Below are 16,143 nucleotides of genomic sequence, written 5' to 3' on the forward strand. Positions count from 1 at the left end.
GGCGGCCGGAGGATCCAGTGATCTTTTCGCTCATCGCCCGCTCTTCGCCGCGTCTCAGGAGTCTTCCTTGCCCAAGGTTCCCATCCCCCGGCCCGGGCCGATCGCCCTCGCCGTGGCTGCCGCGCTGGCACTCGGCGTCATACCGGCGACAGCCGCTGTGTCCGCGTACTCCGTCGGTGAGGCGTCGCACAACGACGCCGGACACCGAATCCCCGGCCCTGCCGGCACGCACACCGTCACCCTGATCACGGGTGACAAGGTCACCGTCGGGACCGCCGCCGACGGCACCGTCGTGCACTCGTTCCAGGCCGCGAGCGGAGCCACCACCGGCTTCCACCGTGCTGTCCTGGACGGCGCCACCTACGTCTACCCCGACTCCGCGCTGCCGTACGTGAGTGCCGGGAAGCTCGACAAGCAGCTCTTCAACGTGACGCGGCTGATCGCCGAGGGGTACGACGACGCGCACAGCTCCCGGCTGCCGCTGATCGTGCGCTACACCGATGCGGCCGCCAAGTCCCGCACCCGGGCGAAGATGGCCGGCTCGACCGACGTCCGCCGCCTGGACAGCATCCAGGGTGCGGCACTGGCTCAGAACCACGAGCAGGCACCGGAGTTCTGGTCCTCGCTGACCGGCGGCTCCGGCGCCGCGGCCCGGTCCGCCGCGCCGTCCTTCGCGGGCGGCGTCGCCAAGGTGTGGCTCGACGGCAAGGTGAAGGCCGACCTGGCCGACTCCACCGCGCAGATCGGCGCGAACAAGGTCTGGGCGGAGGGCGACACCGGCCAGGGCGTGAAGGTCGCGATGCTCGACAGCGGCGCGGACACCGAACACCCCGACCTGGCGGGGCAGGTGTCGGACAGCGCCAGCTTCGTTCCCGGCGAGGACGACATCGCCGACTACAACGGCCACGGCACGCACGTCGCGTCCACCATCGTCGGCACGGGCAGCGCCTCGGACGGCAAGGAGCGGGGTGTCGCCTCCGGCGCCCGGCTGGCCGTCGGCAAGGTGCTCAACTCCGAGGGCAGCGGCCAGGAATCCTGGATCATCGCGGGCATGGAGTGGGCCGCCCGCGACCAGAAGGCCAGGATCATCAGCATGAGCCTGGGCGGGGGCGGTGACAAGACCGACCCGATGAGCCAGGCCGTCGACGAACTCAGCCACGAGACGGGCGCGTTGTTCGTGATCGCGGCGGGCAACGGCGGCCCCCACTCCATCAGCAGCCCCGGTGCCGCGGACTCCGCGCTGACCGTCGGAGCCGTCGACTCCACCGACACGCTCGCGGACTTCTCCAGCCAGGGTCCGCGCGACGGGGACGGCGGCCTGAAGCCGGAGATCACCGCGCCCGGTGTCGACATCGTCGCGGCGCGCTCCCACTACAAGCGAGGTTCCGGCTACTACACCACGATGAGCGGTACGTCGATGGCGACGCCGCACGTCGCGGGCGCTGCCGCGCTCCTCGCCTCCGCGCACCCCGACTGGACGGGCGCCCAGCTCAAGGAAGCGCTGGTCAGCAGCGCCAAGGCGACCCCGGCGTACACCCCGTACCAGGCGGGCGCCGGCCGGCTCGACGCACTGGCGGCCGTGCACACCACGGTCTTCGCCACCACGAGCGCCTACTCCGGCTTCTACACGTGGCCGCCGAAGCCGGGGCAGACCGACGCCCAGACGGTGACGTACACCAACGTCGGCGACGCACCGGCCGACCTCCATCTGGCGGTCGACGGCACCGTCCCGGCCGGGTTGTTCAGCCTCTCCGCCGACCACGTCACCGTGCCCGCCCACGGCACCGCCACGGCCACCCTGACCGCGGATCTGGACAAGCTGGGCGGCGACCAGTCGGTCAGCGCCATGATCACCGGTAAGGACGGCAGCGGCGCGGTCCGCGCCCGGACCCTGATCGGCGCGGCCCGCGAGGGCCAGCGGCAGAATCTGACCGTCGTCGCCAAGGACCGCTCGGGCAAGCCGCTGGAGGGCCGGGTCGTCCTGACCGCCGAGCACATCTTCACGGTGATGGACCTCGACGCGTCCGGCACCGGCACGGCGCGGCTGCCCGTCGGCAGTTACAGCGGCTGGCTCACCGGCGACGTGCAGGGCGCCGAAGGCCCGCACTCGCGCGGCATGGTGCTGCTCGCCTTCAACGACGTGAAGCTGGACCAGGACCGCACCGTCAGCCTGGACGGCCGCAAGGCGCGCCAGATCCTGGCACGCGTGCCGCAGCAGACCGCCGCCGTCGCGCCGCGCCTGGACGCCCACCGGTCCTTCGCCGACAGCCTGGTGGAGACGTCGATGCTGCCGAACCCGTCGTACGACAGCATCTGGGCGCTCCCGACCGGCAAGAAGGTCACCGACGGCGAGTTCGAGACCGGGGCCCGCTTCCGCCTCGAGCAGCCCGCTCTGACCGTGAGCACGAAGTCGACGACGTTCGACGACCCGCTGGTCAAGCGCGCGGCCACGCCACTGCCCGCCGGTACCCGGAACCTGACGGCGGTCTTCGCCGGTGACGGCACGGCCGGGGAGCTCGCGCGGCAGGACGTGCGCGGCAAGGCCGTGGTGGTGCGCGGCGCCGGCACGGAAGGGATCCAGGCCCAGGCCGAGGCCGCCGCGGCCGCCGGCGCGCGGCTGCTGCTGGTCGTCAACGACGGCGTCGGCCGCATGGAGCCCTGGGACGAGAACCCTTGGAGCCCGGAGAGCCCGGCCCCGGTGACGGTGGCGACGCTCAACGCCGACCAGGGCGCGGACCTGCTCGGCCAACTCCGGCACGGCACGGTCTCGCTGAAGGTCACCTCGCACCCCACGACCGACTACGTCTACGACGTCGTGCACCACTGGACGGGCGCCGTTCCGGCGGACCCGACCTGGCGTGAGGAGTCCAAGGACCTCGGCCGGGTGGACGTCTCCTTCCGGAACTACCGGCAGGGCAAGGCGATGGAGTTCCGTCCGGACGTCTGGCGCGGCTGGGCCGTCGGCAACCAGCTCACCGCGCCCGCCCAGGGCGAGCGCACCGACTGGGTCACCGCCGGCACCACGTGGCTGGACGACGCCTTCATCCAGGGCGAGACCGGGCAGCACTCGATCGACCCGCTGACCTACCCGGCGCGGAAGACCGGCAAGGTCAGCTGGTTCGGCCCGATCCAGCGGCCCCGCATGGGCCCGATCAACTACCAGCCGGTGCGCTACCTCGACACCATGTACATCACCGCGCCCGGCTGGGGTGACTCGGGGTCCGGCCACGTCGGCGAGGCCGGCGCGAACTTCGACGTCAAGGACTGGATGTCGCTCTACCAGGGCGACCAGCAACTCGACTGGGGCAACGCCGAGTACCTGCAGGTTCCCGGCCTCAGCGCCGAGCGGCTGCCCTACCGGCTGGTCGTCGACAACGACCGCGGCACCTGGGCCAACCCGTACTCGACGCACACGCTGACCGAGTGGGACTTCACCTCCGCGGTCACCGGCAGTGACGCGGCGGCGTCCCTGCCGCTCATCCAGCTCGACTACGGCGTGGACACCGACAAGTCCGGCCGTGCCGACCGGCACGCCGGCCTGACGGTGAGCGCCTCGCACCTGCCGGGCACCACGGCCGCCATCGGGAAGCCGACCGTCGAGGTGTCGTACGACGACGGTGCGACCTGGCAGCGGACCGACCTCAGCCGGTGCGACGACGGATGGCGCACGAACCTGCGCGCGCCGCGGTCCGCCGGCTACGTCACCCTCCGGGTCGGCGCCCGGGACACCGCGGGCAACACCGTCTCGCAGACGATCACCCGGGCCTTCGGCCTGCGCTGACGTCACACCCCGGGAGGTCACCCGGGACAGCACCGCGTGGGCGGGGCCGCAGCCGGCGGCCCCGCCCATGCGGCGTCCACGGGGCCGGGCGGAAGCCGTCACCCGGCTCGGCGGGCCGTGCCGCCGTGCCGCCGATAGAGTGATCACCACACGCCCCGCCCCGGCGTGGACGTTTTCGGACCGGCGCCGGGCAGGCCCACCGGGAAGGTGACGACGCCCATGACCGGACAGTTCAGTTGCCGGAGGATCTACGAGGACACCTCCTCGCGGGACGGCAAGCGCGTACTCGTCGACCGCCTGTGGCCCCGCGGAATGAGCAAGGAACGGGCCCACCTGTACGAATGGCTGCGCGACGTGGCGCCCTCGGCCGACCTGCGCCAGTGGTACCACCACGACCAGGAGCGCTTCACGGAGTTCCGGGACCGGTACATCGGCGAGTTGAAGGACGCGGAGCACCGGCCGGCCGTGCAGCATCTGCGCGACCTCGCCGCCCGCGACAAGGTCACCCTGCTCACCGCGACCAAGGACCTCGACCACAGCGAGGCCGCCGTGCTCGCCCAGTGGCTCGGCGCCGCCGGTAGCCCGCAGTAGGCGTGCGGCCCCCCACTTCCGGGCGAGCACCCCGCTCCAGGTGATCGTCCCGTCGGCGGCGGAGCCCCGGCCAAGCGCGGGAGAATCCCCGCCCTGTCGCTCTCCGGCGCGCGTCATGGGCCGCCCGGACGCCGTCACGCCGTCGCGTACGGCTGGTTACCGCGCCGTTAGAATCTCCTGATCGTCAGGCGTCCCCTCGGGGGCGGGACAGTGGAGAAGGGGCGTGAGGCGCGCGGTGCGCAACGTTGCTGACCCGGATCTCGGAGTGCTGGCCGGACGCCTGCTGTTCGCCGTCCAGACCGAGCTCTTCTCCCGGCTCCGCGACCTCGGCTTCGACGACCTGAAGCCCCGTCACGGCGCGGTCCTCGCCTACCTCCAGCCGCAGGGCATCCGGGCGACGGACCTGGCCCGCGTGTCCGGCCAGCACAAGCAGGTGATCGGCACGCTGGTCGACGAACTCACCGCGCTGGACTACGTCGAGCGGCAGAGCGACCCGGCGGACCGGCGGGCCAAACTGGTCTGCCCCACCAAGCGCGGCCGCGCCCAGATGGCCGCCGCGGACACGATCATGGCGGAGATGCAGGAGCGTCACGCCCAGCGCCTCGGCGGGACCGTCTACGCCGAGTTCAAGCGCCTGTTCGTGGACGTGGTCGAGCAGCAGCGCCGCGACGCGAGCACGGTCACCGGCGACTGACCGGCCGCGGGGACCCGGGACGTCGTCCCCCCTCGGTGTGCGTCGGGGAAGGTGCCGGCTTTCCGGACGGGTGCATGGTCACTGATCGTTACTTTCCGTGGTCAACGCTCATGCGAACGTGACGTCACCCGTGGGCGGGAGAGCCGCTGCTTGCGCTTGCCTGGGTCACTCCTTAGGGTCGCTAGTAAGGAAAATTGATAGTCACTGAAACTTACTACTTGCCTGCGTCGTGAGACGCCGCGTCGCCGGGAGTCCGTTCCATGTCTGTGATCGAGTTGACCACCTTCACCGTCGCGCCCGAGCGGACGTCCGCGATGCTGGCCGCTCGCGGCGCGATGCTCGCCGCGTTCCGTGAGGACCGGCGGGGGTTCGTGGACGCGCGGCTGGTTCGGGTGGCCGACCACACGTGGCTGGACGTCGTCGAGTGGGCGGACGCGCAGGCGTACGACGAATCGCGTGCGAAGGGCGGCAACCTGCCGGGGATAGCCGCCTTCTTCGCCACCATCGACACGCTGGTGAGCGCCGAGAGCGGTGTGCGCTACGACGACGCGGAGGACGGCCGGCGCACGGTGCGGACCATCGCGTACGGTCCGGAGCCCTCGCAGGTCGGAGAGCTGTACCTGCCGGAAGGGGACGGCCCGTTCCCCACGGTCGTCCTGATCCACGGCGGTTGGTGGGCGGCGATGTTCGACCGCAGGCAGTCGACACCCCTCGCGGAGGACCTGGTCTCGCGGGGGTTCGCGGTGTGGAACATCGAGTACCGGCGGATCGGTGAACCCGGCGGTGGCTGGCCCGGCACGTTCGACGACGTGGCCGCCGCGGTCGACGCGGTGCCCGATCTCGACCCCTCGCTCGACGGCGGCCGGGTGCTGGTCGTGGGCCACTCGGCCGGGGGCCTGCTCGCCGCGTGGACCGCACACCGGTCCACGCTGCCCGACGGCGTCCCCGGCGCCCGTCCGAAGCTCCGGCCGCTGGGCGTGGTGACCCTGGCCGGCGTGCTCGACCTCGTGGCTGCCGACGAGGCCCGGCTGGGGAGGGATCTCGCGGAGCCGGACGCCGAACCGCCGGCCGGTGCGCCGGCGCCGTCGCCGTTCGAGCCGGATCCGTGGCCCGGTCTCGCGTCGACGGCGCACGATGGGATGGTGGCGCTTCTGCTGGGCGGCCGAGCCGCCGACCACCCCGAGCGGTACGCGGTGACGTCCCCGGTACTGCTGAAGAACGGTGGCGTGCCGATGCTCGTGATCCACGGCACCGCCGACGAGGTGATCCCGTTCGGGTACGGGCGGACGTACGCGGAGGCGGCGGCCGCTGCCGGCGTGGAGGTCACCTTCACGGCATCGCCCGGCGCGGGCCACTTCGACGTCGTGGAACCGGACGGACACGCATGGGGCGTCGCACGGGCGTGGCTGGAGCAGCGGTCGGCGGCGGGCGGGGAGCACACGTCGTGAACGAGTGAGGGATGGGAGTGATCGTGTCCGGACGATTCGCGGGGAAGGTCATCCTGATCACCGGGGCCACCTCCGGTGTGGGCCGTGCGACCGCGGAGCGGATCGCCGGTGAGGGCGCGAGGGTCCTCCTGGCGGCCCGCGGCCGGGAGGCCGGCGACGCGCTGGAGGCCGGGATCCGTGCCACTGGTGGCGAGGCCGCTTTCGTGTCCGCCGACGTGACCGTCGAGGCGGAGGCGGCGGAACTGGTCCGGCAGGCGCTGAGCCGGTACGGCCGGCTCGACGGCGCGTTCAACAACGTGGGTGCCCCCACCGCCGTCCGCCCGGTCACCGAGATCGACGGTGACGCCTGGCGCGCGGACCGGGAGTTGAACCTCAGCAGCGTCTTCTACGGCCTGAGGCACCAGATTCCCGCACTCCGGGCGAGCGGTGGCGGCGCGATCTTGAACAGCGCCTCCACCTGCGGCGTCGCCGCCTACCCGAACATGGCCTCCTACAACGCCGCCAAGCACGGCGTGATCGGGCTCACCCAGTCGGCGGCGCTGGACACGGCCGCGGCCGGTATCAGGGTCAATGCCCTGATCATCGGCGGCGTCGACACCCCCCTGTCACGCGGACTGGCGCAGGCCGCGCCGGGCGTGCCGGAGGAGTCCTGGCGAGCGGCCGAGGAGATGCATCCGCTGGGGCGGATGGGCCGGCCGGAGGAGGTCGCGGCGTTCGCGGCGTTCCTGCTGAGCGATGAGATCCAGTTCATCACCGGGGCCGCGCTCGCGATCGACGGCGGGATGACCGCCCGCTTGTAGCTGGACTCCGTGGGGGCTCCATGAACGTGTCCGCGGCAGGCGGAACAGCGCCGGGACGGCCCTCAGGACGGTGTCCCCACCCGCCAGGGCCCAGGCGTCGGCTCCACGTCGGAGGCGTGACCCACCACCGAAGGAGCAGCCCATGCCCGGCTTCTCCCCGTAGGAGAAGCGCGCACTCGGCAGGAGAACCGCGCACTCGCCGACGCGCCCCTGGAGGACGAGCGGGCGGCAGCCGTCGCCGTCGACAGGCTGGTGGCCGAGGCGGTCGCCGTCTCGCCGGACGGCATCGTCACCGCGCCGATCCCCGTGCCGAACGGGAGCTTCTCCTTCGGCCGGGGCCAACTCCGGCTCTCGGACGCGGCTCCCCGACGCCGATCCCGGGATCAGGGCAGGTTGACGGGTGACACCTCGGACGGGGCGAGGACGTCCGCGTGTTCGCCGGTGACGAGGTAGACGACGCGGTTGGCCACGGCGACGGCGTGATCGGCGAAGCGTTCGTAGTAGCGGCCGGCGAGCGTGACGTCGACCGCGGTCTCCACGCCGTGCTTCCAGCGTTCGTCCAGCAGGTGCTGGAACAGCGCGCGGTGAAGGGTGTCGATCCGGTCGTCGTCCTGTTCCATGGTCAGGGCCGTGTCGACGTCCCGGGTCACCAGGACCTCGGCGGCCTTGGCCATGAGGTGCTGTGCCAGCCGGCCCATTTCCAGGATGGTGCCGCGCAGATCGTCCGGGACGGCCCGTTCGGGGGCGCGGCGCTGGGCGAGTTTGGCCACGTGCTTGGCCAGGTCGCCGGAGCGTTCCAGGTCCGCGCTCATGCGCAGCGAGGTCACGACGATCCGCAGGTCGGTCGCGACGGGCTGCTGCCGGGCAAGCAGGGCGATGGCCCGGTCCTCCAGCGCGTGCTGCAGGGCGTTGACCTCTTCGTCGCTCGCGATGACGAGCTCGGCGAGGGCCAAGTCGCCCTCCAGCAGCGCCGTGGTGGCCCGCTCCATGGCGGAACCGACCAGCTCGGCCATCTCGACCAGGCTCGTGCTGATGGATTCGAGTTCCTCATGATATGCGTCGCGCATTGTGTCCCCTCCGGTACCGATGACCTGCCAAGCCCCCGTCAGCGGTCAGCCTTCCACAAGATGACGGAAAGCGCCCTGACGGCGTGAGGGGCGACGGCGACGGCGGCGGCGCCGCGCGGCGCGCCACGCGTCACTGAAAAATGCCGGTGGACCGGTGTCGATCGCGGCATGTCCCGTTCGACGTCATGGTGTGCGGCGCTCCGCCGCACGACGACGCGACAGGATCTGGTGAGTGCGGACGTGGACCAGCTGCTGAGAGTGATGAACTTCAACGTCTCGACCGACGGAATCGGTGCCGGTGAGGACCAGAGTCTGGAGAGGCCGTTCGGTTGCGACGGCGCCGAGCGGCTGTTCGGCTGGGCCGGTGCGACGGCGAGCTGGCCGAATCGCACGGATCCCGGAGGAAGCCGGGGTCTGGACGACTACTTCACGCGGGATTTCGCACGCAACATCGGTGCCGAGATCATGGGCCGCAACAAGTTCGGGGCGCAGCGCGGGCCCTGGCACGACCACGAGTGGCGCGGCTGGTGGGGACAGGAGCCGCCGTTCCGCACGCCGGTGTTCGTCATGACCCATCACCCGCGTCCTTCGTTCACGCTGGCCGACACCACGTTCCACTTCGTCGAGGGGGATCCGGCGGCGGTCCTGAAACGGGCGCGTGAAGCGGCGCAGGGCAAGGACGTCCGGCTCGGCGGCGGGGTCACCACGGTCCGCCAGTTCCTCGACGCCGACCTGGTCGACTCCCTGCACGTGGCGGTCGCGCCGGTGAGGCTGGGGTCCGGGCTGCGGCTGTGGAAGTCTCCTGAGGAGCTGCTGGACCGCTTCCACCTGGAGGTCGTGCCCAGTCCGAGCGGTGTGACGCATCACCTGTTCTGGCGGAGGTGACGCCGAGGGCCGCGCGGGCCGGGCCCCGGCCGCGAGGGGTACGCCCCCGCCGTCAGCGGCCCGGGCGGGGCGGACGCGGTCACGCCCCGGGCCGGGTCGCCGGGTCAGTATCCGATGGCCTGTCGCAGGAGGAGTACCGTGCCGCGACCCGGGCGGGGATCCGCGTTGAGGACGAGCAGGCGGTTGATGGCGCTGGGCATCCCGTACACGGCCTGGGCGCGGGCGTTTTCCAGTGGGAGGGCGTGCTCCTCGACGCGGCGCAGTGCCGTGCCCAGGTCCGGCACCACCTTCTGCGCGCCGACGATCCAGACCGCGTGGGCGGCGCCGCCCGCGTTGGCGGGGAGCTGGCTGCCGCTGCCGGAGGCAAGGACGAGGGAGCCGGTCTCGGTGACCGCGGCGACGCTGTTCACGACGAATTCGGGGGTGGCGAGCAGCTTTCGGATCTCGTCCGCGTGGGTGGCGCGGTCCAGGGTCAGGACGTGTGGCCTGATGGCGTCGTAGCGGCCGCCGGCGTTGATGTCCTCGTCGATGCCGGACAGCCGGAGGGTCTCGCTGGCTCCGGTGAGCACGCCTGCGCCTTCGGGGAGCAGGGCTTCGACGCGGGCGCGCGCGGCAGCGGCATCGTCGAGGATCTCGGTGGCGAATCCGTTGGCGCGCAGCGCGGCGGCTGCCCGCTCCAGCCGTCCGGCCGGTGCGGGGTCGGCGAAGGACACGGCCGGAGTCGGACGGGTTCCGGACCCCTGTGGCGATCGGGGTGCCGTGCCCGCCAGCGGGGAGGTGTCGAGGTACCTGACCTCGTAGATCCGCTCGGCGAACCTCCAGCCCTCCGCGGTGCGCCGGTAGCGGTCGTGGTAGACGGCGTAGTTCAGGCCCTGGCGTCCGTCCAGGGTGCGCGCGAGTTCCTGGACGTAGGCACGGCCGGTCGCCGTGTCCCCGTCGAGCAGGATCGTGCCGGGGTGCGTGGTCTGGACGAAGAAGTCCCACTGGCTCTGCAGCCGCTCGCCCCCGGCACGGATCTCGTCGCGGCCGAGCAGTTCGACGGGGATGTCGGGCATGCGCAGGGCACCGTCAGGGGTGAACAGTGCGGCCAGGCGGGGCCGGTCGCGCATCATGGCCGCGTCGGTGAACTCGCCGCGCAGCGCCTCGATCTCGACGCGGTCCGCGATGGCCCGGAAGTCGTTCATCGGCGTCCTCTTTCCGTCGTGTCGTCGTCCTGACCGGTACGACAACGCAGCCCCGCGGAGTGTGAGGTGGCGCGCCGGCCTCACATTCCGGTGCGCTGCGGTGTCGTACCGGGTAGGGGCACAGAAGCGAGTGAGGGAGACGGCCGGACCATGACCACCACAGCCGGGCCCGGCGGCCAGCAGAGGGATCCGGGCCTCAGCGCGATCATGAGCGAGCGGCGCCGGCTGATCAACCTCGCCTATCGGCTGCTGGGGTCCCTCGCCGACGCCGAGGACGTCGTGCAGGAGACCTACGCCCGCTGGTACGCCATGTCCGCTCCCGAGCGGCGGTCCATCGAGTCGCCGGGCGCCTGGCTGGTGACGGTCGCCGGCCGCATCTGCCTGAACCTGCTCGGCTCGGCGCGGGCCAGGCGGGAGACCTACGTGGGCGACTGGCTGCCCGAACCGCTGCCCGAGCCCACGGAATGGATCGCTGGACGCTCCGGCGCGGGCGGGACCGACCCGGCTGATCGGGTCACTCTCGACGAGTCGGTGACGATGGCCTTCCTGGTGGTCCTCGACACGATGACCCCGGCCGAGCGCGTGGCGTTCGTCCTGCACGACGTGTTCCGCTACCCCTTCCGCGAGGTCGCCGGGATCGTCGGCCGCACACCGGCGGCGTGCCGCCAACTGGCCTCGTCCGCCCGCCGCCGGATCCGCACCGCGCGGACCCCGGCGGTTCCGAGTGCCGGGCAGGCCCGGATCGTCAGGCGCTTCAGGACCGCGTGGGAGGCCAAGGACATCGACGCCCTGATCGGCCTGCTCGACCCCGACGCCACCGCGACCGCCGACGGCGGCGGGCTGGCCGTCACCCACGTGCGCCCGATCGTCGGCGGTGTCCGGATCGCACGTGCCTATGCCGAGATCGCCCGGGTGTCCGGTGACCGCACGACGTTCCTGGAGCGCACGGTCAACGGTGTGCCCGGCTTGGTGGCGCGGCAGGACGGCGCCATCGCTACGGTGTTCGCCTTCGACTTCGCGGGGGACCGGATCAGGCACATCTGGGCGGTGCGCAACCCCGAGAAGCTCGGTCCCTGGAGGGCCACCTGAGGGGCGATCCGCACCCCGGGGGGCGGGCCTCCCGGCCCCGGCACCGACGGCACCGCGGTGACCTGCGAGGATCGGATTCTCCGCGGTGGGGATGCCGGGCGGAGACCTGGGTTCCGGCGCCGGCGGAAGGTCGTCCCGCCGACCGTGAAAGGAAGCGGGCGGTCCCGGACAGGTGAGGGTGTGGAATTGAGGCTGGTGCACGAGCGGTCCCGGGTCCGGGAGGCTCGATTCGAGGCGTTGCTGGGTGTGGTGGCGGAGCCGCTGCACCGCTATCTACGGCGGCGGGCGGACGCCTCCGCGATCGACGACGTGCTCGCGGAGACCATGCTTGTGCTGTGGCGCCGGCTGGAGGACGTGCCGGGGATCGACGCGGAGGGTTCGGTCGACCCCGACGAGGCGCTGCCGTGGTGCTACGGCGTCACGAGGGGCTGTCTGGCCAACGCGCACCGGGCGGAGCGGCGTCGGCTCCGGCTGGTGGAACGGCTGACTCGGACAGCCGAGCCGTCGCGCGAGGTGGCGGCGGACCACCTGGAACTGCATCGAGCGCTGGAGCTGCTGGGAGCGCTGGACCGCGAGGTCGTCCGGCTGTGGGCCTGGGAGGGACTGACGCCGAGCGCGATCGCGCAGGTGACCGGGCTGACCGCCAACGCGGCGAGCATCCGGCTGCACCGGGCCAAAAAGAAGATCGCCGCTCGGCTCGAGCGAAAGAATCCCCGGCAGGCCGGACACAGGACGGATGAAGAAGGGAGCCGATGGTGAACGACGACGAACTGCTGGCCCGGATGAGGGCCATCGACCCGGCACGGACATCCGAGGCTCCTTCCCCCGATCCCCAGCTTCTCCTGGAGGCCACCGTGACCGCCGACACCCGCGTTTCCCCGACCGAGCAGAGTGCCGGGGGTGAATCCCGCCGGCGCTTCCTGCCCATCGCGGTGGGCGCGGCCCTGCTCGTGGTGGTGGCCGGCCTGACCTGGGGTGTGACCTCGCGGGACACTCCGCCGTCGCCGTCGGCCGCGGCGACCCCGGCCGCCCCTGCGCTGACTCTGACCGTTCCGGACGCGCCCGCCGCGAAGTGCGCCCCGGTCACCGTCGACCTCCTGCGCGGCGTGCAGACCGCGTTCGAAGGCACGGCGACCGCCGTCAAGGGCGACCGGGTCGAACTCGGGGTGGACCGCTGGTACCGGGGCAGCGGCCCCACCACCGTCCGGCTCACCAGCGACGCGAAGCTGGCCCAGCTCCTGAGCGGAGCGGAGTTCGCCGTCGGCCGTCACTACCTGGTCGCCGCGAACGACGGCCGTGTCACCCTGTGCGGCTCCACCGCGGAAGCCACCCCGCAATTGCGGGCCCTCTACGAGCAGGCGTACACCGGCTGAGATCCGACCGCTGAGATCCGACCGCAGGGATCAGCGCCCGTTCTCCCGGGGGCTGGGCACGCGGGTGCCGTCGCACCCCGGGGAACGGGGTGCGACGGCGCCATGGTGCGTCGGCGTGCGGGCAGTGGCGACCGGTCAGAAGTCCAGGTGCCAGTCGTCCAGATAGCCCGGCACCGCGGCGTTGCCCGGGAACGACGGGGTGTTGTCCTGGATCCGCAGCTTCCATGTGCCGTTGGCCGCCACCGACGAGGCGTCGACGGTGTAGGTGGCGTGCAGTTCGCTTCCGGTGTCCCAGGCGAAGTCCTTCACCAGGAACGCGGTGCCGTCCGGCGCCACCAGCCAGATGATCTGTCCGCCGATCCACCCCTTGTACACGTCGACACTGACCTTGAGCGCGGCGGAGGCGTTGCCCTGCCGGCCCGTGACGGTGATCGGCGACTCCGTGGTCGCCCACGCGCCGATGTCGTACCGGTCGGGGTTGACGAAGTGATCGCCGCCCGAGGCCAGGACGGTCCAGGTCCACGGCACCGGCAGGGTCTCCGCCGCCGAGGTGCGGATCGTGACCACCGTCGCGAAGGTGCCGGCGGCCCTCGGGGTGCCCGTGATCAGGCCCGTCGTACGGTTGATGGACAGGCCGGTGGGCAGGTTCGCCGCCGAGTACGTCAAGGCGCCAGGACGACTGCTCGCCGCCACGATCTGCCGGCTGACCGGGATGCCCACCGCCGAGTCGCGGGTGGACGGCGGCACCACGGCGATGTGGTTGACGAAGCGCGGACCGACGTTCACCGCGGCCCACGCGTTGCCCACCGCCTCGTACGCGTCACTGGACTTGCCGAAGAGGTCCGCGGCGGCCTGAAGGGTGGCCACCCGCGCCGCGGCGTAGTCCGTGGTGCTGGTCATGTAGCGGGTCAGGGCCCGGTACCAGACGTTGGTGGCGTTGTGCAGCCCGAGGCCGGCGACCGGCTTGCCGTCGTAGGTGGGACTGTCGTAGGAGACACCGTTGATCGTCTTCTTCCCGCTGCCCTCGGACAGCAGGTAGAAGAAGTGGTTGCCGACGCCCGAACTGTGGTGGACGTCAAGGTTCTTGGTCTGCGGCGTCCAGTAGTCCTCTGACGTGCCCTTGACCGGGTCGGCGTCCTTGGAGGGCTGGTCCATGTAGCGCAGCGGCTTGCCGGTGCCGCGCACGTCGGCGAGCTCGCCCAGGGTGTAGTCGGGTGTGTCCGACGGGTTGTTGGCGTAGAACTCCACGGCCGTGGCCATGATGTCGCTGGTGGCCTCGTTGAGACCGCCCGATTCGCCCTCGTAGATCAGGCCGGCCGTCTCGGAGGTCACGCCGTGGGTCATCTCGTGCGCGGCGATGTCGAGTTCGGTCAGCGGGTGCGCGTTCTCCAGGCCGTCGCCGTACGTCATGCAGAAGCAGCCGTCGTCCCAGAAGGCGTTGGCGTAGTTGCTGCCGTAGTGGACGCGCGAGTACGACCCGGCACCGTTGTCGGCGATGCCGTTGCGGCCGTACATGTCGTGGTAGAAGTCCCAGGTCTTGCGCTGGCCGTAGGCGGCGTCGACGGCGGCCGTCTGGCGGTCGGCGGTGGTGCCGTCGCCCCACTGGTCGTCGGCGTCCGTGACGAGAGTGCCGTTGCCGCCGACGCCCGTCAGGTCGTAGGTGCTGTGGCCGCCGCGCTGCGGGTCGGTCAGCTCGTAGTGGTCGCCGTTGCGGACGGTGCCGATCTGCACGCGGCCGCTGTACTGGCTCTGCCCGGTACCGGCGTTGATCTGCTCCGCGTGCTGCAGTTCCTCGCCGGTCGCGGCGTCGGTGAGCACCTGGACGCTGCTGGGGGTTCCGTCGTCCTGGACTCCGGTGACGACCGACTGCCAGGCGAGCCGGGGCTTGCCCTCGCCACCGGCCCAGACCACCAGTCGGGGTGCGGCGGTGGCCTTCGCCTTGTCGTTCCGCTCCTCCTTGACGGAGGCCAGCGCCGACTTCCGCGCCGTGGCGGCCGGCACGGAGGCGACCGTCGTGGGGAGCGATATCCGTCCGGTCGGCTCCGTGGTGGTCCGCGTGGCACCTTGCTGGTGCACCACCAGGTCACCGCCGATGACGGGGAGTCCGTGGTACGTGCGCTCGTAGCGGGTGTGCACGGTGCCGTCGGCGTCCTTGACGACGTCCTTCGGCACCAGCTTCTCGCCGCCGTCGAGCCGCAGCGCGTGTGCGGTGTCGGCGCTGGTCCGGGCGGCGTCGTCCAGGAGTTCGGCGCGCTGCGCGGTGGAGAGCCGGAGGGACGCGGCGCCGGCCCGGGCCGCCGCGGATATCCGGGGCGGCGCGGGCTGGTGCGCGGCGTCGAGTGCGGCCCGGGGCGCGGCGACGGCGCCGGCTGCCGGGAGGACGGTGACGAGGGCGGCGGCCAGGGCGACCGTCGCGGCGACGGCGGCCGTGCGGCGCCGAGTCGGTGAAGTCCGTGGCGAAGTGGCGCCCGTGACAGGGGGGTTGTGCGTCACTGGTGCAGCTCCTTGAGCCCGGGCCGGGAGGGGCCCGGGGGGAAGGGGGACGGGAGGCGACGGTGCCTCCGTGGCGAAGTCGCACGGTGCGAATGCGCGTACGACCAGGGGATCGTTTCAACCACCCGATCCACCGTCCACAGTTCGGAGATCATTGTCCGAAAAGCGGTGAGCGGTTCACGGCTCGGCCATCCGTTCCCAGGTCGTGCCACTTGGGGCTTCATCCGGGTGTAACAGGGCGCGGTTCCGGCCGCGATGGCGAGTTTCGGCCAACCGCGGTCGTGGTTTCGGTGTCGGTATCCCGACAGCTGTCGTGGATGCGACAGCGGTTGTGCGGAGGCATCGCTCGTGGCGTCGGCGCCGTGCCGCCGCCGTGCGAGAGCCGGCGAACGGCTCTCGCTCGAAATTCCGGGAGGCTCTGCGGAGTCGCGGTCACCGCGCTGTTCCGTATGTGTCAAATCTTCGAAATTCGACGGAACGGGGAAATGCGGGAATTGGCCATGGAGGGCTCCGGTGGCGTGGTGCGGAACCCGGCCCGGGGACGTTCTGTGAGGTCAAGTGCCGTTGTGGCGTGACTTGTCCGATTGTTGAGCGCTGCATGTTACGACCATGGAAGCTATTTGTTCAAGGGCTTTACATTTCCTCTTCAGGGATGGTCGGATGCGATCCATGGTCGACCTTGGAGACAAAGTGCGAGTTCCCATTGTCCGAAGATCTGCGGCATCGGTTGCCGCGGTT

At 71.6% G+C, this 16,143-nt stretch carries 12 protein-coding genes; 9 read left to right on the forward strand and 3 right to left on the reverse strand.

Annotated elements, in window-relative coordinates; genetic code table 11:
• The first annotated feature begins 67 nt into the window (after positions 1-67).
• From PV364_RS35665 to PV364_RS35685, 5 genes are all read left to right on the forward strand, one after another.
• Positions 68-3,781, forward strand: coding sequence for a S8 family serine peptidase (locus PV364_RS35665; protein ID WP_319664945.1), 3,714 nt, complete (start codon positions 68-70; stop codon positions 3,779-3,781).
• Positions 3,782-4,000: 219 nt separating this feature from the next.
• The gene (locus PV364_RS35670) at positions 4,001-4,372 is read left to right on the forward strand and encodes a DUF488 domain-containing protein (RefSeq protein ID WP_319664947.1); all 372 of its coding nucleotides are present in this window, start codon (positions 4,001-4,003) and stop codon (positions 4,370-4,372) included.
• Positions 4,373-4,607: 235 nt separating this feature from the next.
• A complete protein-coding gene (locus tag PV364_RS35675) occupies positions 4,608-5,066 on the forward strand; it encodes a MarR family winged helix-turn-helix transcriptional regulator (protein ID WP_319664948.1) in 459 nt (152 codons plus the stop codon).
• Between the two features lie 260 nt (positions 5,067-5,326).
• On the forward strand, positions 5,327-6,514 hold the full coding sequence (locus PV364_RS35680; RefSeq protein WP_319664949.1) for an alpha/beta hydrolase: 1,188 nt from the start codon (positions 5,327-5,329) through the stop codon (positions 6,512-6,514).
• A 23-nt stretch (positions 6,515-6,537) separates the two neighbouring features.
• Positions 6,538-7,314, forward strand: coding sequence for an SDR family NAD(P)-dependent oxidoreductase (locus tag PV364_RS35685; protein WP_319664950.1), 777 nt, complete (start codon positions 6,538-6,540; stop codon positions 7,312-7,314).
• 383 nt (positions 7,315-7,697) lie between these two features.
• On the opposite strand, the gene phoU is transcribed toward PV364_RS35685, so the two are convergent.
• Positions 7,698-8,381, reverse strand: coding sequence for a phosphate signaling complex protein PhoU (phoU, locus tag PV364_RS35690; protein WP_319664953.1), 684 nt, complete (start codon positions 8,379-8,381; stop codon positions 7,698-7,700).
• A 240-nt stretch (positions 8,382-8,621) separates the two neighbouring features.
• On the opposite strand from phoU, the gene PV364_RS35695 reads away from it, so the two are divergent.
• Positions 8,622-9,266 (forward strand): dihydrofolate reductase family protein, encoded by a 645-nt coding sequence (locus PV364_RS35695; protein WP_319665006.1) that lies wholly within the window; start codon positions 8,622-8,624, stop codon positions 9,264-9,266.
• A 104-nt stretch (positions 9,267-9,370) separates the two neighbouring features.
• On the opposite strand, the gene PV364_RS35700 is transcribed toward PV364_RS35695, so the two are convergent.
• The gene (locus PV364_RS35700; RefSeq protein WP_319664954.1) at positions 9,371-10,450 is read right to left on the reverse strand and encodes a nuclear transport factor 2 family protein; all 1,080 of its coding nucleotides are present in this window, start codon (positions 10,448-10,450) and stop codon (positions 9,371-9,373) included.
• Positions 10,451-10,600: 150 nt separating this feature from the next.
• Between PV364_RS35700 and sigJ the strand changes: the two genes are divergently transcribed.
• The 3 genes from sigJ to PV364_RS35715 all read left to right on the forward strand — a co-directional run bounded on the left by sigJ (position 10,601) and on the right by PV364_RS35715 (position 12,912).
• Positions 10,601-11,539, forward strand: coding sequence for an RNA polymerase sigma factor SigJ (sigJ, locus tag PV364_RS35705; RefSeq protein WP_319664956.1), 939 nt, complete (start codon positions 10,601-10,603; stop codon positions 11,537-11,539).
• Between the two features lie 180 nt (positions 11,540-11,719).
• Complete coding sequence (locus PV364_RS35710) at positions 11,720-12,298, forward strand: sigma-70 family RNA polymerase sigma factor (RefSeq protein WP_319664958.1); 579 nt, start codon at positions 11,720-11,722, stop codon at positions 12,296-12,298.
• Positions 12,292-12,912, forward strand: coding sequence for a hypothetical protein (locus tag PV364_RS35715; protein WP_319664959.1), 621 nt, complete (start codon positions 12,292-12,294; stop codon positions 12,910-12,912). Before PV364_RS35710 ends, PV364_RS35715 begins: the two co-directional genes overlap by 7 nt.
• 135 nt (positions 12,913-13,047) lie before the next feature.
• Here PV364_RS35715 and PV364_RS35720 read toward each other — a convergent pair whose 3' ends face one another.
• The gene (locus PV364_RS35720) at positions 13,048-15,405 is read right to left on the reverse strand and encodes a M4 family metallopeptidase (protein ID WP_319664960.1); all 2,358 of its coding nucleotides are present in this window, start codon (positions 15,403-15,405) and stop codon (positions 13,048-13,050) included.
• Positions 15,406-16,143 lie beyond the last annotated feature (738 nt).

The organism is Streptomyces sp. MI02-7b (genome assembly GCF_033793585.1).
In the GTDB taxonomy this organism is placed as follows: Bacteria; Actinomycetota; Actinomycetes; order Streptomycetales; family Streptomycetaceae; genus Actinacidiphila.

Excerpts from the sequence above, each read along its gene's own strand:
- PV364_RS35670 (WP_319664947.1), top strand. The coding sequence starts at position 4,001 with ATGACCGGACAGTTCAGTTGCCGGAGGATCTACGAGGACACCTCCTCG.
- PV364_RS35680 (WP_319664949.1), top strand. The coding sequence starts at position 5,327 with ATGTCTGTGATCGAGTTGACCACCTTCACCGTCGCGCCCGAGCGGACG.
- phoU (WP_319664953.1), bottom strand. The coding sequence starts at position 8,381 with ATGCGCGACGCATATCATGAGGAACTCGAATCCATCAGCACGAGCCTG.
- PV364_RS35700 (WP_319664954.1), bottom strand. The coding sequence starts at position 10,450 with ATGAACGACTTCCGGGCCATCGCGGACCGCGTCGAGATCGAGGCGCTG.
- sigJ (WP_319664956.1), top strand. The coding sequence starts at position 10,601 with ATGACCACCACAGCCGGGCCCGGCGGCCAGCAGAGGGATCCGGGCCTC.
- PV364_RS35715 (WP_319664959.1), top strand. The coding sequence starts at position 12,292 with ATGGTGAACGACGACGAACTGCTGGCCCGGATGAGGGCCATCGACCCG.